Source organism: Rhodococcus sp. NPDC057529 (assembly GCF_042802055.1).
Taxonomy (GTDB): domain Bacteria; phylum Actinomycetota; class Actinomycetes; order Mycobacteriales; family Mycobacteriaceae; genus Rhodococcus_F.
Genome location: NZ_JBHVEY010000019.1, coordinates 136,856 through 158,332 on the forward strand (window position 1 = coordinate 136,856; position 21,477 = coordinate 158,332).

A 21,477-nucleotide genomic window follows, 5' to 3' on the forward strand; every position below is an offset into this window, starting at 1 on the left:
TGTTCTCACTCTCAGTACGACACGTAGACGTCGGTCAGAAGGTTTGCCAACGGCGGATACTCGGCCTGCCGGGCCTTCGCCACGGCGTCGTCGACGCGGGCCCGCGCATCGGCGTCGATCGCGTCGAGCTCCTTCGCGGACACCTTCTTGCTGTCCGGGTGATTGCGAAAGTTCAGCAGCGGGTCTTTCGTCTTGCGCAGCTCCGCAACTTGATCCGCGGTGCGGTACAGCTGCGCGTCACCTTCGAAGTGTCCGTGCCAGCGGTACGCGATCGCCTCGATCGACGTGGGTCCGCCTCCCATGCGCGCACGCTCGACGGCCTCACGGGTTGCCTCGTACACGGCGAAGAAGTCGGTTCCGTCGACGGTCACGGCAGGCATGCCGAACGAAGCCGCACGGGAAGCGATACTGGGTGCGCCGACGGCGTAGTCCCGGCCGGTGGCCTCTCCGAAACCGTTGTTCTCGGTGACGAAGACGATGGGAAGGTCGAGCACGACGGCCATGTTCATGGCTTCGAAGACCGTTCCCTGGTTGGAGCCGCCGTCGCCGGTGAACGAGGCGGCGACACCGCCGTTGCGCAGTGTCTTCGCACTGAGCGCCGCACCGATGGCGAGGGAAGGTGCCCCGCCGACGATGGCGTTCGCGCCGAGCATGCCCACCGACAGGTCGGCGATGTGCATCGAACCGCCCTTGCCGTGGCAGAGGCCGTCGTCCTTCCCGAAGATCTCCGCCATCATCCCGTGGAGGTCGCACCCCTTGGCGATGCAGTGCCCGTGACCGCGGTGGGTGGACCCGATGTAATCGCTGTCCTGCAGGTTCTCGCACACGCCGACGGCAATGGCTTCCTGACCGGAGTACAGGTGGATGAAGCCGGGAATGTCGCCGGTGGCGTTCTCCTCGTGAAGCCGGTCTTCGAACGCTCGGATCTCGGACATCTTCCGATACGCGCTCAGTAACGAATTCTTGTTCAGCGCCATTGCACTCCCTTGGTTTCTCCGTTGTCGCCGGCTACCTCGGGGCCGACCTCCGATCGCGATGCGGCGCCGGAACGGTTCGTGCCTCGTGTAACCCGGGTCATGAATGTAGGGAGATATGACGAGCGCAATAAAGGTTGCAGCGGATTGCAATGGGGCGACCCTCCACGCGAAGGTCATCACCGAAGGCATAGGTGAAACAAGCAGCCGTTCGCAAACGCGCCCCCCGCGGTGGCTTCGAACGGAGAATCTGGCTCGCGTGTCAGAACGGGTTATAGATCCACACCCCGCGGTAGTCCCACTCGCTCGACCCGGTCGGAATCTTCACCTGATCGAGTTTGTGCTCATTGCCGAGGTGGTCGAACTGGCGACACCAACCCTGCCCATGGAAGGACGCACACTCGATCGTTCGGCTAGTGCCATACGGACTCAGGATGATCGACTTGTCGGCGTTCGCGCCGAACGCTCCAGGATCCACAGGGGTGACGAAATAGGAGGTCCGGTCCTTGTACCCGAACGGGTCGGTATCGACGGGATCGGCGGATGCTATCGACACGCAGAGGCCGAAGGGGATGAGGGACAGGACGGTTGCCGCGATAGCCCGCTTCACTTGCACTCCATTCGCATTCGGGACGAACCGCCGTCCCTGACCGAGTCGATGCTCTCACTCGACTATCGCGCGCGGTCTGATTGCGTTACGCCGCATGTAGCTACTCCAATGTGACGGGTGAATGCTCGTCGATCTTTTCGCACGTCTGCTGCGCCCTGCGCGCGGAAAGAGCTTTCGATGCACTGTCGGCCGGAGCGTCTCTTTCCCTCAGCGAATCATCGGTGACATCGCCGGCGGCGCGGAGGACAATAGGAGCCGACCGGCCGCGGCACGTGGAGTCGGCCGTGGTCGTGTTGTGTCAGTGTCTCGTTCCGCAGGGCCGAGGCTGCATGCCAGCGTGCCTCGCGTCAACCTGCATTGAAGTAAAGATGTCTGATCGCAGCCCGACCTACAACAATCCCTCCGCCGAACGACGTCTCCAATGCGACGTCCTCGTCCACTGGCGCCTGACCGGGCGGCACGTCGGCACCTTCGTCGGCGTCGCCGCCACCGGTCGGCGAATCGAATTCGAGGGATTCGACCACTTCGTCATCGCCGGCGGAAAGGTCGTCACCAACACGGTGCGCTACGACCAAATGGAATTCGCCCGCCAGATCAAGTTGTACCGCCCGACGGTTCGATTGCTGATCGCGCGTTGAAGGCGGCCTTCAACGCCACAACCCGTGTAGTGGGTATCGCTCGTCGTCGTTAGCTCGCGATCACGGGTTGATCGTCCGACGCAAGCTATCGATGGACATTCTCCGGTCGGGAACCGCGGTGGCCGAGACGAACCCGGCGACCGCGGGATCTCGCAGTCGAACTCGATCCGGGGCTTCATCTGATCTCGTGTCAGATCAGGGCGCAAACTTCCCGACGGCGTCGAGATTAGCGAACACCTCACCGGGCTGGACGAGGTTGGCGCCGGCGGTGTCGTTGAAGACCTGCGCGAAATATGGGGTGAAGCGGAACGGCCAATATGTGGGGCCGATCCCTCCGCCGTGTGGCGTCATGAGCGTCGGCATCATTTCACCCACATTGTAGGTGGCGACCATCCGCTCGCCTTGTGGGACCCCGTTGATCGTCACAAGCCCGTAGGCGCCGTCCATCCGCAGCCAGATATTCTCGACTGCAACGGAATTCCCGGTCTTACTGATCAATCTCGGGCCGCCGGGATAGTACACGCCCTGGCATGCGTCGATGTAGTTGGTGTGCGAGCCGATTGGCAGATAGAGGCCGGTCTTCCCGGGCTTGGCCTCGAACGGTGCGATGCCTTCGACTGCGATCTCGTTGTCGTTCACCAGCGCAACCATTCGCGGGGGAAAATCGAAGTTGGCATATCCGAACGGCGTGAAGTACGGCATTCTCAGACACTCGGCCTGAGCAGTGGGCACAGGCGCGTGAAGAGACAGTCCCAGAACCAGAATGATCGCCCCAGCGATCCCTCCTACAAACGCACGCAAGATACGCATCTCTGCTCCAATCTTCGGGTTTGTATGGCGCGGCACCGGGCGACAGGTAGCACCAAGAAGCGCTAGGAAGCGCCAAGAAGCCTTATGTAGTAGATTACGCGCCCAGCGCCCGACATTGAATCGCTATTTTTGCAGGGCTTGACTTTCTGCTGGGAGTATCGCCACCGGGGCCTGAAGTTCGACGTCGACTTCAGCTTCCGTGTGAGGTGCCGTCGAGCGACCGGCATCCGTCGGTCGATTGACCTCGACCAAATCTCGTCCGCGACCGTTCTTCTCGACATGATCTCTCGGGTGCGCTGACGCGCATTCAGGCGATGCCGGGCTGTCCACGGGGAGGTCTGCTCGCCAATCTCGATGCATTCGCAAAGCAATTGGTTGACTGCGTCGAGTTCCGCGGCACCGCCTGAATCCAACCCGAGCGGAGGGAGCCTAGGTCGGCGCCACACGCACGCGACCGCCACCTCGGGTGAGGTGGCGGCCGCGGCTGTTGTCCGTGGTGCTCAGGCCATTGCGGGAACGGCTACCAGGATGAACCAGCACAGCGCCGGTGCGACTGCGACGACGATGCCTGCGTTGAGGAGAAGCTGGCGGTAGAACGCGGGGCGTTCGATGTTCTGGGCGTTGGCGAGGACGAGGGCGCCGTTCGTGGAGAACGGGGACACGTCGACGACGGTCGCCGAGATCGCCAGCGCCGCGACGACTCCGACGACGGGGAGTGCGCCGGTCTGCAGCAGGGGCAGGGCGAGCGGGATGATCGCGGTGAGCAGTGCGGTCGAGGATGCGAACGCGGACGTGACGCCGATGACGTAGCACAGGACGAACGCGACCAGCAGTGGTGCACCGACGGTGATGGCCATTTCGGCGAGGTGGTCGATGGTGCCCATTTCCTCCATGATCGAGATGTAGGTGACCATGCCGGCGACGAGTAGGACGGTGGACCAGCTGATGCCGGCGATGGCTTCGTTCTGCTTCGACAGATCGGTGAAGGCGAGGACCGCGCCGGCGGCGATGGCGACGAAGCTGATCGGCAGATGCAGCACCAGCACGAGTACGAGCACGGTGGCGATGAGGAACAGGGTGAGCTTCTGGACGCGGGTCACGGGGTGCGCGTCGGGCACGACGCTGGTCGCCGTCTGCGCGCGAGTGAGTACCTGCGTCCCGCCCGACGAGCCTGCACCGCCGGTGGTCGGCGTCCGATCCGGTGCCCCGACGGTGGTGGGACGCGGTGTACCGCTGCCGGTTTCGTCGCTCGTTCCGGTGGCGGTGTACTCGAGGTCGCGGACTCGGGCGAGGACCGAGTAGCCCACGACGGTCAGCACCGACAGCAGGAGATTGATGCCATAGCTGGCGAAGAACAGCGTCCAGGGCGCGATGGTCAGGCCACTGGAGTTGACGATGTCGGTGACGAGGACGCCGGAGACCGAGATCGGCGAGAACGCGCCGGCGTGGGCGCCGTTGATCGTCATGATGCCCATCACGAGCGGACTCATCCGGGTGCGCGCGGCGAACGACATCGCCGCGGGCGAGATCAGCGCGACCGCCGCGGGGCTGAAGGTGCCCAGTGCCGTCAGCACGGAGGCGGAGAAGAAGAACACCCAGGGAACGATCACCGTCCGGCCGCCGACTGCGCGGATGCAGGCGTTGACGAGGAGGTCGATGGTGCCGTTCCTCTTGGCCATGCCGAAGAAGTAGGTGACGCCGATGATCGTCAGGACGATCGAACTCGGGAATGCGGCGAGGATTTCCTTGTCGTCGTATCCGAGGGCGAAGGCTCCGACGAGGAAGGCCCCGATGAAGCCCAGGATGCCGATGTTGATGGGGAAGATGGTGGCGATCACGAACATCGCGACCAAGGCGATCAGGGGGAGTATTTCGATGGAGGTCATGGTCGTTCTTTCGCTTGCTGTCCGGCAGGGTCGCCTGCCTGGTCGTCGGCTGTTCCGGTTGCGTGAACAGAGGGGGCCTCGACGCGTCCGAGGGCACTGAATGGCGGTGCCAGGGTGCGCGTGCGCGGCGTCTCCCGACTTGTGACGGGGTCACGGTGCGGGGTCGGAACGGGCGCGGTGGGATCGACCAGTTCGGTGGACAGCTCCCAGGCCCGGTCCCGGTCGGCGGGAACGTCTTCGCGTCGGGGTAGCGGGCTCGTGGTTCGCATGTCACATCCTCTCGTCGATCATGTCCTACATCACGTTAGAGACGACAGATGTTCAGAACAATGTCACGTTTCTACCCGGGGGTTCAGTTCTGCTTAAGTCATGCCGGCGGCGTCGTGCCCAGGTGATCGTCGTGCCGGTGGTGCCGCTGTGGGCCGTCGACCTCGACGAACGGCGGCGCCCCTGGTCGCACCGCGCCGCCGGCGGGTGTGTGCGCCGTCCTACGATGGCGCTCGACCCGGCAATGTAAGCCACTCTTAAGGGTCGTCCTCACATTCGAAATTGTGCTCCACCCAGGTGGGGCGCAGGGTTGACGGTGTCACCGCTGGAGATTCAGTTCCCTTACCCCGATCAGAGCCTTCGGCGGTGCCTCAGACTTCGTCACGAATGAAAGGCGGCCGGGCGGTGTTCACACTCCGTGGAACCTGGATGCGAGGGGGCACCAGCAAGTGCTGGCTCTTCAACGCGGTTGATGTCGACCCTCTGGTCGAGCAGGCGGGCGGGATCGACGCCATACTCACCTCGGCCTTCGGTTCGGGTGACCCCCGTCAGCTCGACGGCGTGGGCGGCGGCAGCTCGACAACATCCAAGGCCGCGATCGTGCGCCGATCCGCCGAGCCGGGCATCGACGTCGAGTACCTGTTCGCACAGGTCGCGATCGGTGACCGCCGGGTCGAGTGGGGCAGCAACTGCGGAAACTGCGCCACCGGGATAGGGCTGTATGCGCTGCAGTCCGGGCTCGTCGCGGTCGACAGTGCGACGACGATCGTGCGGATGCGCAACACCAACACCGGTGCAATCCTCACCGCCGAGATCGCGACCCCGGGCGGGGTGATCCCCACCGAGGGGGTTGCCGCCGTGCCGGGGACCAGTGCGCTCGGCGTTGCGGTTGCCCTGACCTTCACCGGCCTCGCCTCCGGTACCGCACTGCTGCCCACCGGGTCGGCGTCCGATTCGATCGCGCTCGGTGATCGCCGCTACCGGGGCACGATGGTGGTCGCCGGGGCGCCGGCCGCGCTGTTCGACGCCGCCGACCTGGGCCTGAGCGGGGCGGAGGACAATGCGGTGATCGCCGACCACCTCTCCGTTCTCGTGGCTTTGCGGCGCGAATCGTCGCTGCGGATGGGACTGAGCAAGCCCGGTGACCCGATCTCGCATGCCATTCCGAAGGTCGGTGTGATCGGCCCCCCGTGGGACTATCGCACCAGCGCGGGCATCGACATCGCCGGCGAGGACTACGACGTCTCGGTCCGCATGCTGTCCATGCTCGCCCCGCATCCGGCGATCGGCCTGACATCGGCCGTCGCCGTCGCCGCGGCCGCCACCGTGCGAGGGGGAGTGGTGGCAGACAACGCCCGGGTGCGGTGGCCCGGATCGCTGCGACTGGGAACGGCCGCGGGCGTCCTCGACATCGACCTCACCACCTCCCACGACGGAGTGATCGAGGCGGTCTCACTGCACCGCGCGGCGCGGCGCATCGCGGCCGCCGAACTGTTCGTCGCGTCCCCGGCTGCCGTGCTGGCGGGAACCGCACGGTGACCCGCTAAGCGTCGGCGAAACCTTCCTCGAGGCGTCGCGCTGCCGCCATGCACAGTGTGATGGCCGCTTGGGCCGCCGGACTCAGCCGACGCTCGGTCAGGTGTGCGACGAGGATCCGGCGCTGCGGCGAGCGGGTGGCGAGCGGGATGGACCGGACGTCGGGGCGGGGATTGAGGACCGCCAGCCGCGGCGCGATCGACACCCCCAACTCGACCCCCACCATGGCCTGCACCTCCCCGTAGTCGTGGGCGAGGAAACTTGTCCGAGGGCTGAATCCGCCTTGCTGGCAGAGCCTTTCGAGGGTGTGGGCAACCGGGTGATCGTCGGCGCGCACCACCCACGACTCGTCGCGGAGTTCGGTGATCCTGATCGACTCCCGGTCGGCGAGGCGGTGCTTTTCCGACACCAGGAGCAGGGTCGGATCGTTCATCAGGTGGTGGTACGTCAGCAGTGGGTCGTCGATCCGGTTCCACTCGTAGTCCCACAACAGGGACAGCTCCGTCTCCCGGCGGCGAAGCGAATCGACGAGCTGGGCGAATCGTCCACTGAGGACGCGCAGGTCGATGCCGGGGTGGTGGGTCTTGAATTCCTTGATCACCAGCGGCAGCAGCGAGGATCCGGCCGTGGGGAAGGTTCCGATCGCGAGTTCTCCCGCACGTAGTCCGTGGATCTCCGCGAGTTCGGCGTCCGCGGCCTCGAGTTCGATGAGGATCCGTTCGGTGTGTTTGACGATGGAGCGGCCGGCGTCGGTGAGCATGATGCCGCGCGCGTGCCGTTCCAGCAGCGGTTGCCCGGCCTCCTTCTCGAGCTTGGCGATCTGCTGCGAGACCGCCGAGGTGGTGTATCCGAGCGCCGCGGCAGCCGCGGTGATGGAGCCGTGCTTCGCGACCTCGCACAGCGTGAACATCCGCGTCGTGTCGAGCACGTCAGCCACCTGCCTTTAGAAGAATTTAAAGGGAGTCAAGATACTTGCGATTGTACTTCACTCGGGCGGGTGACAGATTGGAGTCCGCACACGCGGGAAAGGCGCCGCCCGACTTCCACGCAGGGCGCCACCACCCTTCCGTCTCCATCATCTCTCGACACTGCCGAGGACTGCCCATGAGCGTGAATCCACACGATGACACCCTGACCTCGAGTTCGCCTGGGAAGGCGAACCGCGGTCCGCTGCAGGGGATCCGAGTTCTCGACATCAGCACCGTGTACGCCGCTCCGATCACCGCGATGCTGCTGGGCGACTTCGGCGCCGAGGTGATCAAGGTCGAGCACCCGACGGGCGACCCCGCCCGATCCCACGGGGCGAACAAGGACGGCCACGGACTGTGGTGGAAGGTCATTGCGCGCAACAAGAAGTGCATCACCCTCGACCTCGGCACTCGCGAGGGCCAGCAGATCCTGCGGGATCTGGTCGTCGACGTCGATGTGCTCGTGGAGAACTTCCGACCCGGAGTGCTGGAGAAGTGGGGGCTCGGACCCGACCTGCTGATGGCGCTCAATCCGGGCTTGATCATGTTGCGGGTCACCGGCTTCGGACAGGACGGGCCCTACGCCCAACGTCGCGCCTTCGGTACCCTCGCCGAGGCGATGAGCGGATTCGCACACCAGACCGGTGAGGAGGACGGCCCGCCGACGCTGCCTCCGTTCGGTCTCGCCGACGGTGTCGCCGGCATTACCGGCGCCTTTGGCGTGGTCACGGCACTGCTGCACCGCAACAGCCCCGAAGGCGCCGGGCAGGGGCAGGTCATCGACCTCTCGCTGCTCGAACCCCTGGTCGGCATCCTCGGCCCGGGTCCCACCGCCTTCGACCAGCTCGGCGCGATCGCCGGCCGCCAAGGCAACCGCTCGCCCAACAACGCCCCCCGCAACACGTACCTCACCAAGGACGGCCGGTGGGTGGCGATCTCGGCCAGTGCCACCTCCGTCGCCGAACGGGTCATGCGCCTCGTCGGACGAGCTGACCTCGTCGAACAGCCGTGGTTCGCCTCGGCCGCGGAACGCAGCCGCAACGGCGACCTCCTCGACGAGGCGGTCGGGAAATGGATCGCCGCCCGCCCGTTCGACGAGGTCGTCGCCGAGTTCGAGCGCGTCGGCGCCGCCCTCGCACCCATCTACGACGTCGAGCAACTGATGAACGACCCGCACGTCCGCGCCCGCGACATGATCACCACCGTCGACGACGAGGACCTCGGGCCTCTCGCCATGCAGAACCTCATGGTGCGCATGCTCGGCACCCCGGGCGCCATCCGATTCCCCGGACGGCGACTCGGACAGGACAACACGCAGATCTACCGCGACACACTCGGATTGAATGTCGAGAATCTACAGGAGAAGGGTGTCATCTGATGGCCCGCAGCTACCTCTTCGTGCCCGGACACAATGAGAAGCTCCTCGGCAAGGTCTTCGACGCCGGTGCGGACGCGGTGATCCTCGACCTCGAGGACGCGGTCCCGCCGGAGTACAAGGATGCCGCCCGCGCTCGCGTCGCCGACACTCTGACCATCCACCCGGCGTGGGTGCGCATCAACGCTGTCGGCACCGCGCTCGCCGCCGACGATCTGGCCGCGGTCGCCGACCGTGCTCACGGCATCCGCATCCCGAAGGTCGACTCGGTCGACGACGTGCGGTGGGTGCGGGACCGGGTAACGGAGACGCCACTGATCTGCGCGATCGAAACCGCGAAGGGAGTCGCCAACGCCCCGGCCATCGCCGCCGAACCCGGCGTCGAACACCTCGCCCTCGGCGGCATCGACCTCCGGAAAGACCTCGGCATCGGCGACGGGGACGCCCCGCTGCAGTACGCGCGATCGCACCTGGTCATCGCCTCCCGGGCCGCGGGCATCGCACCACCGATCGACAGTGTCTACCCCCTCCTGCGGGACACTGACGGACTCGCCCGGCAAGCCGCCCACGCCCGCTCTCTCGGCTTCGGCGGCAAATCCGCGATCCACCCCTCCCAGCTGCCGATCATTCACACCGCCTTCATCCCCGGCGAGGACGAACTCGTCTGGGCACGACGGGTTGTGAACGTCTTCGCGAAATCGGGCGGAGCGGCCGTCCAGCTTCCGGACGGCGAGTTCGTGGATCTGCCCGTCGCCGAGCGGGCTCGTAGAATCCTCCAGTCTCAGTAGCCCTGCAGAAACGGCTGTTGATCGCCGTGCAGGCGAGGGTGGCCGCGCAGTGACGGCGACGATCCTGCACGGCGAAGACATCCCGGCTTCTGCACGTGGCAGCAAATGTGCGAACCGGATCCCGCGTCCGCGGTGTGCCGCGACCACGGATGAGAGCACCGCAGGGCGGACGGCATCAATCTTGTTCATGTCCGTACATGCCTAATATGAGTTGGATTTATGTGAGTGGACTCACTTCACTGGAGGCATGAACAGAAGCACTCCGGCGAGTAGCGATACGGACCTCTTCGCCGACGAGGTCGTGATCGACCCCTACCCGACGTACGCCGAACTCCGCGATCTCGGTGCGGTGGTACATCTGCCCGCCAACGACGTCTATGCCCTGACCCGCTACGACGTCATCCGCGACGCGTTGGCCGATCCGGGCACCTTCTCGTCCCGGACGATCGGCTTCAATTCCGTGGTCAACGAGGCGCTTCAGGGCACATCGCTGGCCTCCGACCCGCCGATCCACACCGAATTGCGCGCGACTCTTTCCGAGAACCTCTCTCCACGGGCGCTGCGGGGGCTCCGGGATCAGATCCACACCAAGGCCGATGCGCTGGTCGCGGACCTGGTCGCCAGGGGATCGTTCGAGGCCATCGATGCGTTGGCGCGCGCCTTCCCGCTCGAGGTCGTCGCGGACCTGATCGGTTTCACCGGTGAGGTGCGCGACAACATGTTGCGCTGGGGACAGGCCGCGATGGAAGTCATCGGTCCGATGAATCAGCGGACCGCGGAGAACTTCCCGATCGCCGGCGAACTCTACGGGTGGTGCACCGGGGTCGGGGCCGCCGATCTGGCGCCGGGGTCGGTCGGTCGCGGCATCTTCGACGCCGAGGGCCGCGGCGCCATTCCTCCCGGCACCGCCGGCCACATCATCCACCAGTACCTGGGCGCGGGTGTCGACACCACGATCGCCGCGCTCGGCAACATCGTCGCGCTCTTCTCGGCTTTCCCCGATCAATTCGACCTGGTCCGCGGAGATTCCGCGCTGGTGCCGACAGCGTTCAACGAGATACTCCGATTCTGGGCGCCGGTCCATGCCTGGGGCCGCTCGGTGACCCGGGACGTGAACATCGACGGCACCCTCGTGCCGGCCGGATCCCAGGTGGCGATCCTGTTCGGCGCAGGCAACCGCGACCCGCGGCACTACGAGAACCCGGACGCCTTCCTGGTCCAGCGAAATCCCGTCGACCACCTCTCCTTCGGATACGGACCGCACGGCTGCGCCGGCCAGGGCCTGGCCCGCTTGGAAGCCCACGCCGTCATCGGGGCACTCGCCGTCCACGCGCAGCGGCTGGTGGCCGCCGAGCCGGTTCGGTTGCCCAGCAACATCACCCGCTCCATCGACGCACTCGAGATCCTGAAGGTGGTTCCAGCATGACAAGAATCGTGATCGACCGGCCTCGCTGTGAAGGTCATGGACTGTGCGAAGAGATCGCTCCCGATCTGATGCACCTCGACGACGCGGGCGAACTGATCCTCGACGTCGACGACATCCCCGAGGGAAGCCCGGAACTCACGGACGCCGGCGCCGCGGTCCGGGTCTGCCCCGTGGCCGCACTCAGGCTCGCATGAAACTCATCGAAGTTCCCGAACGAATCCTGGTCATCGGCAACGGGATCGCCGGCCAGACCGCATGTGACAGTCTCCGAGCCGCGGGTTTCGGCGGTGATCTGACCATTGTGGGGGCCGAACACCGGGCGGCGTACTCGCGGCCCGCGCTCTCCAAGGCGCTCCTGGTCGACGGGGGTTCCCACGAACTGGCACCGCCCACGCACGAGGCGACCGAGGTGCTGGGGGTGGCGGCCGTCGACCTCGACGTCGAGTCCCGCCGGGTGCGTCTCGACGACGGTTCGGACCTGACCTACGACGGACTCGTGATCGCCACCGGTTCCAGGGCGCGGCGCCTGGGCGGCGACGACAGCGTGGAGCTGTCCTTGCGCACCGTGGACGACGCCCTGGTCCTCCGGGAACGGCTGGCGGCCCGGCCCACGGTCGTGGTTGTCGGCGCCGGTCCGCTGGGCATGGAGATCGCATCCGCGGCCCTGTCGGCGGGGTGCCGGGCCACGCTGGTAGCCGACGGCCCGCCGATGCTGTCGCATCTGGGGCACTGCCTGTCCGAGGCGTTCACCGCGGCCGCGGTAGCCCGAGGGCTCACGGTCGTCATCGGCTCGGCTGCCGGGATCGACGCGCATGGGGTGGTCCTGCGCGACGGATCACGAGTCGACGCCGACCTGATCGTCAGTGCGATCGGCGACATACCCGACACGGAGTGGCTGGCCACCAGCGGACTGCTGACCGGCGGCCGTCTCGAGGTGGACTCGCGAGGCCGGGTCCGGCCAGACATCGTCGCGGCCGGGGACGCCGCCGCCGTTCCCACGCCTACGGGAGTGCGTCGAATTCCGCTGTGGAGCAGCGCTATCGAGCAGGCGAAGGTCGCTGCCCACGCGCTCCTGACGGGCGACGATGCGCCGGAACTCGACCTCGAACCCTACTTCTGGACCGAGCAGTTCGGGCTGAACCTCAAGGCCACCGGCCACCTACCGGCCGCCGGTGAACCCGAGTTCCTGCTCGGCGACAGCCCGCACGGACCGTCGGTGATGCGCTGGACCCACGTCGGCGGTGACGGTGTCGCGGTCGCCGTCAACCATCGGATCCCGATCCCGAAACTGCGCCGCATGGCCGCCGCGGCCGGATGACGTCGACCCCTCGGGAGGAGGACGCGTAACTTCGTGTGGATGAACCAACCCGGCGATCACTCGAGTGATCTCGGCCTGGAGCGGCTCGCCGCGGTCAACCTCAACTTGCTGGTGCCGTTGCTGGCCCTGCTCGAGGAAGGATCGGTCACCCGCGCCGCGGCCCGGGTCGGCATGTCCCAACCCGCGATGAGTCATGCCCTGGGGCGGATGCGCCGACTGATCGGTGACGATCTGGTGACGCGGCAGGGGAGCGGGTTGATGCTCACACCGCGTGCCCTGGAACTCGTCGCACCACTGCGCGAAGTGCTGCGGCAGACCGCACAGGTGGTGAATTTCCCGGGCTTCGACCCCGCGCGCGACAGCCGCACCATCACGGTTGCGATGACCACCAGCACCGCATTCGTGGTCGGGCCGGGTGTGGCGCGGCTGATCGCCGAGCGGGCACCGAATGCGACTCTGCGGGTGCGCAACTTCGTTCAACCGCAACCGAGCGACTTCACCGACGACGGCGTGGACGTCGTACTCCTGTCCGAGGCGTTCACCTCGCCGTACCCGCGCGAGCGCCTGTACGAGAATCGCTGGGTGGTGATCGCCCACCCGGACAGCGATCCCGGGGCATCCGCACTGGATCTGCTCACGTCTCTGCCGCATGTCACCTACGACTCCCGGCACCGGGTGGCGCCGTACGCCGCGATGGACGCGCACGGCGTGCACTACCGGATCGGGCAATTGATCTCCGACCACCTGCTCATCCCGCACATGGTCGCGTCGGCAGGCGGGGTGGCGGTGCACACCTTCCGGGTTGCCGTCGCGATGCGGGAACGGGTGGACCTCCGCATCGAGGAGTTCCCGCTGCCGGTCTCGCCGTTGGGGATCGACATGGTGTGGAATCCGCGGCTGGCGGATGCGGCGTTCATCGCCTGGTTGCGGGAGATCCTCGTCGACGCGACGGCTTTCGAGTTCTAGTCGTCCGACGCGAGTAGGTGGCACCAGGAGTCGGTGAGTTCGTCGAGGCACGCCTCGCGGGGAGTCTGCCAGCCGACCGCGAAGTAGCGGCGCGAGAGGTACTCCAGCTGACCGAACGCGAGCACGCAGCGGATCCGGCGCCGATCGGGAGGGAACCGCGTGGCCTGGTCCAGGCCCGCCGTCATGTCGCCGACGGCGGACTCGAACCACTGCTCGGTCTTGGCTGCGACGTCCGGCTCCTGGGCTGCCTGGTAGGACGCGGTGAGATAGGGCTTGATCTCGTCCCACTGTGAGAACTTGCGGTCCAGCCACTGCTGGATCCGGTCACGCGAGCCCGAGGCCACCACCGCGGTGAGCGTGGGGTCGTCGGCAGCGGTGAGTATTGCGTCGACCTTCGTCAGCAGCGCGCTCATCACGTCGGCCTTGGACGAGAAGTGCAGGTAGAAGGTCGTCCGGGTCGATCCCGCGGCGCTGGCTATGTCATCGATCGTGGTTGCGACGTAGCCCTTTGTGCCGAACAGCTCGAGCCCTTTGGCGAGGAAAAGGTCGTAGGTCATTTGCTTCTGTGCGGCGCGGAGCGACATGACCTCAGATTGTAGCCGCAGTCAACCCACGAATCAGATAGGCCATTCACAAAACGATAAATCAATTCACTTGACGATCTGTAATGTGAATGGCTACCGTGACTAGTACCACGTCATGCGCACATGACGTCGACGAAAGGAAGTGCCGATGAAGGGCTCCCAGACCGCCGAGAGAAACACCGTCCACACCGTTCTCGGCCCGGTTCCCGCCGACGAACTGGGGGTCGTCTCGGTTCACGAAGCGCTGCTGTCCGTGGTCCCGGGCGCGGAGCACGCATTCGACATCACCCCGGACCGCGCCGAGACCTTCGAGGTGCTGGTGGGGAAGCTCACCGAATTCCGGGACCACGGCGGGCGGACGATCGTCGACAGCACCGGCATGTTCCACGGCCGCGATGTCAAGCTCTACGAAGCGCTGTCACGCACGACCGGAGTGCACATCGTCGCGTCGACGGGCATGGGACCCGAGGAAATGCTCGGCGGATACTTCCTGACGCCGCAGACCGATCCGCCGACGCCGTGGCCTGCAGACAAATTCGCCGACCTCTTCACCAAGGAGATCACCGAGGGCATGGTGGTTCCCCGGGTGGAACGCCGGGGTGCCGCAGGACTGGTGGCGACCGCCGCGAATCCCGACGGCATGACCGCCACCGAGGAGAACCTTCTCCGCGCCGCAGCCCGAACCGCCCGTGACACCGGCGTACCGGTCTCTCTCCGTTTCGGGAAGGACGCGGTGCACGACCTCGGGATCGTTGTGGACGAGGGCCTGCAGGCCGACCGCGTCGTCGTCGGCGGCCTCGACCGCAGGGATGCGGTCGACGCCGGCGCGCCGCTCGAGATCGCCCGCCGCGGAGCCTACGTCGCCCTCGACCACGTGGGTGCGGACGGCGGGCTGTACGTCACCGACGCCGAGCGCGCCACCCTCATCCGCGAACTGGTCGACGCCGGTCATGGCGACCGAATCCTCCTGTCGAGCAACGCTACCGGCGTGTCGGTGGGAGAACCGGGTCTCGATCTGCCGTTCAGCTACATCCTGTCGGCTTTCGTGCCGCGTCTCACCGCGCAGGGACTCGGCGTCACCGACATCCAGCGCATGCTCGCAGACAACCCGCGCGACCTGCTGTCGGTGCGCTGAGCGCCCGAACCCACGTCATCGAAGAATCGTCCTTCCCGAAGGGGAGTTTCCTGTGTCAAGAGTGAACACCGTCCTGGGATCGATCCCGGCCGAAGAGTTGGGCATCGTCGCCGTCCACGAGCACATCGGATACGGCATGCCCGGCTCCGAGCTGGACACGAGGTGGTGGAAGACCCCCGAGGAGCGGTACCAGGAGACCGTGCCGAAACTGCGCAAGTTCCACGAGTACGGCGGCGGAACCTTCGTCGACGTCACCGGAATCTGCAACGGCCGTGACGTCGACTACTACAAGTCGCTGTCCGCGAAGACCGGCGTCCACATCGTCGCCTGTACCGGCTTCGTCGGCGGCGACACCGCCCTGCCGTTCTTCGAGCGGGCGAGCGTCGACTACCTGACCGAGCAGTTCCTCCACGAGATCACCGTCGGCATCGGCAACACCGGCAGCCGCGCCGGAGTCATCAAGGTCGGCGTCAGCCGCGGCGGCAAGATGACCGACCTCGACAAGCGCATCTACCGGGCCGCGGCTCGCGCCGCACTCGAGACCGGCGTACCGATCCTGACCCACCTGGCCATCGACGCCGAGAACGCCATCGCGATCTTCACCGAAGAAGGACTCCCGCTGCACCGCGTGCTGTTCGGGCACGCCGACGACGGAGTCAACGCGTCGAAGACACGCGACCGGTGGATCGCCGAACAGGGCGGTCGCGTCGGCTTCGACACCTTCGGCTACGAAACCGAACTCGAGGACCCGCCGTTCTGGGCCCGCCCGCGCAAGGAACGACTCGACCACTTCCTCGGGTTCCTCGCCGCCGGTCACCTCGATCAGGCGCTCGCCGGCGTCGACGCCAACTGCAGCCCACTCGGTTGGCCCGGAGTCAAGGGTCACACGTGCAACTACCTGTTCGAGGACCTCATCCCGGATCTACGCGAAGCAGGCCTGGACGAGGCGACCATCACCACGCTCTTCGTCGAGAACCCGGCCGACTTCCTGACCATCCAGAACTGACTAGGACGAGAATCATGCAATCTTCGGACCTGAAGAATCTGACCGTCGCCGTCATCGGCGCCGGGTACGCCGGCGCCGCATCCGCCAAGGCCCTCAGCCTGCTCGGCGCCGACGTCACCGTGTACGAGCAGGCCACCGAGATCCGTGAGGTCGGCGCCGGCATCGGCCTGCGCCCCTCCACCATGGACTGCTTCCGCCAGTGGGGCATCTTCGACGCGATTGCGAAGGTCAGCTCACCGAGCGACTACTTCGAGATCCTCACCGCCACGGGCGAACCGATCATGAAAGAATCGTGGCCGGGTATGGACGAGTACACCGTCGAGACCCATACTCACCTGATCCACCGCGGTGACTTCATCGAGGCCCTCGTGAGCGTCCTGCCCGGCGGCATGGTCGAACTCGGCCACAAACTCGCCACCGTGGATGACCGCGGCGAGCGTTCCCTGCTCACCTTCACGAACGGCACGACCGCCGAAGCGGATCTGGTGGTCGGTGCCGACGGCATCAAATCCGTCGTGCGCCGACAACTCTTCGGCGACAACGAACCGGTGTTCTCCGGCGAGCGGGCCTACCGCGCCGTCATCGACATCGCCGACGCCCACGGCATAGTCGTCGACGACAACCTCCGCATGTACATCGGCAAGGGCACCAAGGTATACCTGCTGCCCCTGCGCCACCGCGGCCAGGTCTCCTTCGACATCACCGCCCTGTGCCCCGACAGCGACTGGGCGCCACAGGTATCCAAGGACGACATGCTCGCCACCGTCGACGGCTTCGACCCGAGGATCGTCGACATCACTCGAGACCTCGACATGAGCCTTGTCAACACCCGCGGCGTGTACGACATCGACCCGGTGGACACGTGGCATTCCGATTCGGCGGTCCTCGTCGGCGACGCCGCCCACTCGATGCTGCACCACCAGGGTCAGGGCGCGAACTCGGCGATCCTCGACGCCGGCGCACTCGCCGACGCCCTGCGGGACGCCGACACCGTCGCCGGGGCATTGGCGCTCTACCAGGCCACCCGCAAACCGGTCACCGACGAACTGCAGCGCATCTCCCGTCAGGGCTGGACCGAGGACGAGGTCGACGACGTCTTCCCGGGGCAGAAGTCCACCACTCGGACAGAGGCGACACGATGACCCTTCACCCCGCCATCGCCCAGGCCCTCGGCACACTGCCGGCTCCGCCGGACTCGCTCGACCCGGCAGTCCTGCGCGCGATCGAAGAGTCGCAGGTCGCACCGATCGACGAGCGACTGCCCCTCCACACCGTCGAGGACACGACTGCGCACACACGCGTGGGTGCGGTGCCGATCCGCATCTACACCCCGGTCGAGGCCGACTCGTTCGGGGTGCTCGTCTACTTCCACGGCGGCGCGTTCTTCCTCGGAAGCCTCGACACCCACGACCACGTCGCCCGGAACCTGGCCCGCGAAACCGGACTGAAGGTCATCTCCGTCGGCTACCGTCGCGCACCCGAGGCGAAATTCCCGGCCGGACTGGACGACTGCGACGCGGTGGTCCGCTGGGTCGTGAAGCAGGGCGAGAGCCTCGACTGGGACGGCGATACCCTTGCGATCGCGGGCGACAGCTCCGGCGGTACGTTCGTCGCGGCCGTCGCCGCGAGGGCCCACGACGAGGGGTTCGACCGCATCACGCATCAGGTGCTGTTCTCTCCGTCCCTGGACCTGGACTTCGACATCGACCGCTACGACTCCCTCCGGGAGAATGCCGAAGGCTACGGTGTGGAGACGGCCGGGTTGAAACCCTTCAACGCGTTCTATTTCGACAGCGGCGCCGACCCCGCCGACCCGCGCGTCTCGCCCGTCAAACGCGACGACCTCACCGGCCTGCCGCCGGCCCTGATCGTCACCGCCGAGTTCGACCCGATGCGCGACGAGGGCGAGCTCTACGGCGCGCGTCTGAACGAGGCCGGGGTGAAGGCCACGGTCAGTCGCTACGCGGGAGCCAATCACGGCTTCGTCCAGCACTTCTCGTGGATCCCCGAGTTCCACCGGGCGTTCGAGGAGACCGCCGAGTTCCTGACGCGGCCGGGGGAGTGACGTGGCGAAGGACGGGACCATCCACCCGCTCGTCTCACCGTGGGGCCGGTTCGGGCTGTACAGCTTCTTCATCGATGCTCCGGAGCCGGCGATCGTCGACACCGGCATCGCGACGTCACCCGCCGAGGGCATGGCGCCCGCCCTCGAGGCCCTTGGGCGCCGTATCGAGGATGTCCGATGGATCCTGTTGACCCACGGTCACATCGACCACATCGGCGGGGCGCACGCGCTGTGGGAACTCACCGGAAGGCGCGCCCAGGTCGTCATCCACGAGGCCGACGCGCACCTGCTGCGCTCACGGCAGGCGCACGTCGACGAGTACCTGTCGGTGCGCGGGCAGTACCTGCACGACCCCGACGGTGAGGCGAAGCAGATCGCGGCGACGCACGCCGTCATCTCCGGTGAGATGGAACCGACGATGCCGGTCCGCGGCGGCGAGACCCTGCCGCTCGGAGGAGGTGTCACCGTCTCGGTGCATTCCATCCCCGGCCATACGCCGGGATCGGTGGCCTACGTCGTGGACGGTCGGAACTCCGTGTTCGTCGGCGACGCCGTCCAGGTCCACGGAGCGGCCAACGGATTCCCCGGCTACGAGAATTCGGATGCCTACCGGTCGAGCCTGGAGTACCTGCGGGACGAGATCCGTCCGAACCACCTGTACCTCGGGCATCCCTACCGGCGGGCGGACGGGGTCGCCTACGGCGTCGAACTCGACCGGGACCAGGCCGCCGAAGCGCTCCGCGAAAGCCTCGACATCGAAGGCGATGTCCGCGGCGCCGCCCAGCGGTGCGTGTGCGGGGGGCTACCAGAGATCGACTCGCCGTACTCGCCGTTCACCGCGGTGGCCGAGGACCTCGGCTACGACGGCGATCCCACCCTCGAACCGTCCCCGTTCTTCACGACGCTGCACGGCTACCGCACGCAGTACACCCAGAAAGTCTGACACAGAAAAGGAGTCGCGCCCCATGGCCGAATTCCAGACGTTCGACGCGGGTGGGCAGACCATCCACATCCGCAAGGATCTCCGCGTCCCGATGCGAGACGGCATCCAGTTGGCCGCGGACGCGTACCACGGAGTCGACGACACACCACGGCCGGCGCTGGTAGCCCTGAGTCCGTACGGCAAAGAGCTGCAGGCACTCGCCCTCACCACACCGCCGCAGCGTCGCCCCTCCCCGATGTGGGACGGCTGCATCGAAGCCGGCGACATCGCCCGCGTCGTCGAAGAGGGTTACGTCCACGTCATCGGCGATCTGCGCGGCTCCGGCGCCTCCGAAGGCGAGCACATCGGCAACTACAACGCCGGCGGCGTCTCCTTGGGCCAGGACGCGTACGACTTCGTCGAGTGGGTCGCCGAACAGCCGTGGTGCGACGGCAACGTCGGCATGATCGGCATCTCCTACTTCGGGTCGATGCAGGTGCTCGCCGCCGCGGAGCGGCCGCCGCACCTCAAAGCGATCTTCGTCAGCGGCGGGCACTTCGACTTCTACGAGACCACCTATCACGGCGGCATCATGTGGTTCATGCCGCGTGCCGCCCGCGAGGGCCGCGGCGGCGACTCCGGCTGGGCGTTCACCGACAGCGTCAAATCCCGCATGGTCGAGACGTGCTCCCCGGAGGAACTGAGGAAGCGTGTCGCCGCGCGCCTGGAGGATCCGGACGTGGCCGCCTGGCCGAACCTGGTGCACGTGCTGAACTACCCGAATCACCACGAGGCCTGGTTCGACATCGTGATGAACGACCTGGACGGCGAGTGGTACGAGGAACGAAACCCCATCACGCTGGCCCCGAACATCGACATCCCCGTCCATCTACAGATCGACCAGGGTCGCGGCTGGACGGTGGACGGCACGATCGCGCTGTTCGACGCGCTGCAGGGACCGAAGAAACTCGACATCGGCCCGTACCCACCCATGCAGTCGCGGCCGTTCATCGAGGAACACGACAAGATGTTCCGCTGGTACGACTACTGGATCAAGGGCATCGACAACGGCGTGATGGACGAGCCGGCGGTCACCGTCCACGTCGAGGGCGCGCGCGAATGGGTCACCGGCGACCAGTGGCCGCCGAAGGACGTGGAGTACCGGTCGCTGTATCTGCGGCCGCGCGGCAAGTTGTCCACCGACCCCGAACCGATGGCCGCCCGGTACGCCGCCCCGGACGGCTTCTATCAGGCGCCGCTGACCGTCACCGACAAGGTCGAGATCCTGCGATGGGAGACCGCGCCGTTCGAGGAGCCCACGGAACTGATCGGCACCGGAGCCGCGCACCTCTTCGCGGAGATCGACCAATCCGACACCAATTTCATTCTGCGCCTGTGGGATTACGCACCGAACGAGAGACGCCAGTTGATCACGTCCGGGTACCTCAAGGCCTCGCACCGCGAACTCGACGAGCGCACTACCGAGGGCAACCCGCACCACCCGCACACCCGAGCGCTGCCGGTCGAGCCGGGGACGATCGAGGAGTACGTGCTGCGCCTCTACCCCTTCGCCGCGACGTTCCGGCCGGGGCATCGTCTGGTGGCGGAACTGTCGAACGCCGAACCGATGGCGGACGAGCACAACGCGCTGCTGCCACCGGATGCGTTCCATCTGCCGGTCGGTCGTCCCGTGACCCACAAGATCTACCGGGACGCCGCCCACCCGTCTCGCCTCGTGTTGCCGTTCACGACGCACACGTCGGAGGAGAAGGTGTAGCAACATGTGTCGGCCGAGCACTGGCGCTCGCCGAGTCGTTCGGTCACGATCGCTGGTGGACCGCACCGCCCGACTCGCCCTCGCCGTCGACCGGCAGGGTGGGCGATGCCTGTGGTGTGGTCGGCGTTTCGGGCCGTTGATTCTGCCGACCACCGAACATCTGGTGCCGCGACTCAAAGGAGGGCCCAGCATCGTGGCCAATGAGGCCGCGGCGTGTCGGCGGTGCAACGCGGACCGTGGCCACATCGGTCCGGTCGACTGGCTCGCGCAGTGCCGGCGCCGACACGGATGGGCTCCGCAGGCGACCCTACTCGCGACGCTCCTGAACGCGTTGGACATCGAACTCGAGAACGTGGGTGGTCATCGCCGTGCCAGGCGGTACCTGTCCAGCCAACTACGACGCTGCCGGAGCAGTCACTGATGTGA

Annotated in this window: 22 protein-coding genes; 15 read left to right on the top strand and 7 right to left on the bottom strand. The window is 66.5% G+C overall.

From position 1 onward, the window contains the following. Positions 1-11: 11 nt before the first annotated feature. On the bottom strand, positions 12-977 hold the full coding sequence (locus ACFU5V_RS31295; protein WP_095863522.1) for a thiamine pyrophosphate-dependent dehydrogenase E1 component subunit alpha: 966 nt from the start codon (positions 975-977) through the stop codon (positions 12-14). Between the two features lie 259 nt (positions 978-1,236). Further along, positions 1,237-1,584 (bottom strand): hypothetical protein, encoded by a 348-nt coding sequence (locus tag ACFU5V_RS31300; RefSeq protein WP_378703749.1) that lies wholly within the window; start codon positions 1,582-1,584, stop codon positions 1,237-1,239. 368 nt (positions 1,585-1,952) lie between these two features. Between ACFU5V_RS31300 and ACFU5V_RS31305 the strand changes: the two genes are divergently transcribed. Beyond that, complete coding sequence (locus tag ACFU5V_RS31305) at positions 1,953-2,222, top strand: ester cyclase (RefSeq protein WP_378703751.1); 270 nt, start codon at positions 1,953-1,955, stop codon at positions 2,220-2,222. A 195-nt stretch (positions 2,223-2,417) separates the two neighbouring features. Here ACFU5V_RS31305 and ACFU5V_RS31310 read toward each other — a convergent pair whose 3' ends face one another. From ACFU5V_RS31310 to ACFU5V_RS31320, 3 genes are all read right to left on the bottom strand, one after another. Further along, entirely contained in the window at positions 2,418-2,924 is a 507-nt protein-coding gene (locus tag ACFU5V_RS31310) for a hypothetical protein (RefSeq protein WP_378433431.1), read from the bottom strand. Positions 2,925-3,532: 608 nt separating this feature from the next. Further along, on the bottom strand, positions 3,533-4,918 hold the full coding sequence (locus tag ACFU5V_RS31315; protein ID WP_378703753.1) for an SLC13 family permease: 1,386 nt from the start codon (positions 4,916-4,918) through the stop codon (positions 3,533-3,535). Beyond that, positions 4,915-5,187, bottom strand: coding sequence for a hypothetical protein (locus ACFU5V_RS31320; RefSeq protein WP_378703755.1), 273 nt, complete (start codon positions 5,185-5,187; stop codon positions 4,915-4,917). The genes ACFU5V_RS31315 and ACFU5V_RS31320 overlap by 4 nt, the downstream gene beginning before the upstream one ends. A 427-nt stretch (positions 5,188-5,614) precedes the next feature. Here ACFU5V_RS31320 and ACFU5V_RS31325 point away from each other — a divergent pair, with 427 nt between their 5' ends. Then, positions 5,615-6,724, top strand: a complete 1,110-nt coding sequence (locus ACFU5V_RS31325; protein ID WP_378703756.1) for a PrpF domain-containing protein — start codon at positions 5,615-5,617, stop codon at positions 6,722-6,724. 4 nt (positions 6,725-6,728) lie between these two features. Here ACFU5V_RS31325 and ACFU5V_RS31330 read toward each other — a convergent pair whose 3' ends face one another. Next, entirely contained in the window at positions 6,729-7,649 is a 921-nt protein-coding gene (locus ACFU5V_RS31330) for a LysR family transcriptional regulator (RefSeq protein ID WP_378434542.1), read from the bottom strand. 176 nt (positions 7,650-7,825) lie between these two features. Between ACFU5V_RS31330 and ACFU5V_RS31335 the strand changes: the two genes are divergently transcribed. The 6 genes from ACFU5V_RS31335 to ACFU5V_RS31360 all read left to right on the top strand — a co-directional run bounded on the left by ACFU5V_RS31335 (position 7,826) and on the right by ACFU5V_RS31360 (position 13,562). Continuing rightward, on the top strand, positions 7,826-9,067 hold the full coding sequence (locus ACFU5V_RS31335) for a CaiB/BaiF CoA transferase family protein (RefSeq protein WP_378434540.1): 1,242 nt from the start codon (positions 7,826-7,828) through the stop codon (positions 9,065-9,067). Continuing rightward, positions 9,067-9,852, top strand: coding sequence for an HpcH/HpaI aldolase/citrate lyase family protein (locus tag ACFU5V_RS31340; RefSeq protein ID WP_378703758.1), 786 nt, complete (start codon positions 9,067-9,069; stop codon positions 9,850-9,852). Before ACFU5V_RS31335 ends, ACFU5V_RS31340 begins: the two co-directional genes overlap by 1 nt. A gap of 247 nt (positions 9,853-10,099) precedes the next feature. Beyond that, on the top strand, positions 10,100-11,278 hold the full coding sequence (locus ACFU5V_RS31345) for a cytochrome P450 (RefSeq protein ID WP_378703760.1): 1,179 nt from the start codon (positions 10,100-10,102) through the stop codon (positions 11,276-11,278). Then, positions 11,275-11,472 carry a ferredoxin gene (locus ACFU5V_RS31350; RefSeq protein WP_378434534.1) on the top strand — a complete coding sequence of 66 codons (198 nt, stop codon included), beginning with the start codon at positions 11,275-11,277 and terminating at the stop codon, positions 11,470-11,472. The genes ACFU5V_RS31345 and ACFU5V_RS31350 overlap by 4 nt, the downstream gene beginning before the upstream one ends. Continuing rightward, on the top strand, positions 11,469-12,596 hold the full coding sequence (locus ACFU5V_RS31355) for an NAD(P)/FAD-dependent oxidoreductase (RefSeq protein ID WP_378703762.1): 1,128 nt from the start codon (positions 11,469-11,471) through the stop codon (positions 12,594-12,596). The genes ACFU5V_RS31350 and ACFU5V_RS31355 overlap by 4 nt, the downstream gene beginning before the upstream one ends. A gap of 39 nt (positions 12,597-12,635) precedes the next feature. Further along, positions 12,636-13,562, top strand: coding sequence for a LysR family transcriptional regulator (locus tag ACFU5V_RS31360; protein WP_378703764.1), 927 nt, complete (start codon positions 12,636-12,638; stop codon positions 13,560-13,562). On the opposite strand, the gene ACFU5V_RS31365 is transcribed toward ACFU5V_RS31360, so the two are convergent. After that, a complete protein-coding gene (locus ACFU5V_RS31365; protein ID WP_378434528.1) occupies positions 13,559-14,146 on the bottom strand; it encodes a TetR/AcrR family transcriptional regulator in 588 nt (195 codons plus the stop codon). The genes ACFU5V_RS31360 and ACFU5V_RS31365 overlap by 4 nt on opposite strands. Before the next feature lie 148 nt (positions 14,147-14,294). Between ACFU5V_RS31365 and ACFU5V_RS31370 the strand changes: the two genes are divergently transcribed. The 7 genes from ACFU5V_RS31370 to ACFU5V_RS31400 are packed head-to-tail and all read left to right on the top strand — an operon-like array spanning position 14,295 to position 21,472. After that, positions 14,295-15,281 carry a phosphotriesterase gene (locus tag ACFU5V_RS31370; protein WP_378703766.1) on the top strand — a complete coding sequence of 329 codons (987 nt, stop codon included), beginning with the start codon at positions 14,295-14,297 and terminating at the stop codon, positions 15,279-15,281. Between the two features lie 52 nt (positions 15,282-15,333). After that, entirely contained in the window at positions 15,334-16,287 is a 954-nt protein-coding gene (locus ACFU5V_RS31375; protein WP_378434524.1) for a phosphotriesterase, read from the top strand. Positions 16,288-16,301: 14 nt separating this feature from the next. Further along, the gene (locus ACFU5V_RS31380) at positions 16,302-17,429 is read left to right on the top strand and encodes an FAD-dependent oxidoreductase (protein ID WP_378703768.1); all 1,128 of its coding nucleotides are present in this window, start codon (positions 16,302-16,304) and stop codon (positions 17,427-17,429) included. Continuing rightward, positions 17,426-18,352, top strand: coding sequence for an alpha/beta hydrolase (locus ACFU5V_RS31385; protein WP_378703769.1), 927 nt, complete (start codon positions 17,426-17,428; stop codon positions 18,350-18,352). The genes ACFU5V_RS31380 and ACFU5V_RS31385 overlap by 4 nt, the downstream gene beginning before the upstream one ends. Before the next feature lies 1 nt (position 18,353). Next, positions 18,354-19,295, top strand: a complete 942-nt coding sequence (locus ACFU5V_RS31390; protein ID WP_378703771.1) for an MBL fold metallo-hydrolase — start codon at positions 18,354-18,356, stop codon at positions 19,293-19,295. A 22-nt stretch (positions 19,296-19,317) separates the two neighbouring features. Then, a complete protein-coding gene (locus tag ACFU5V_RS31395) occupies positions 19,318-21,051 on the top strand; it encodes a CocE/NonD family hydrolase (protein ID WP_378703773.1) in 1,734 nt (577 codons plus the stop codon). Positions 21,052-21,106: 55 nt separating this feature from the next. Next, on the top strand, positions 21,107-21,472 hold the full coding sequence (locus tag ACFU5V_RS31400) for an HNH endonuclease (protein WP_378434514.1): 366 nt from the start codon (positions 21,107-21,109) through the stop codon (positions 21,470-21,472). Positions 21,473-21,477 lie beyond the last annotated feature (5 nt).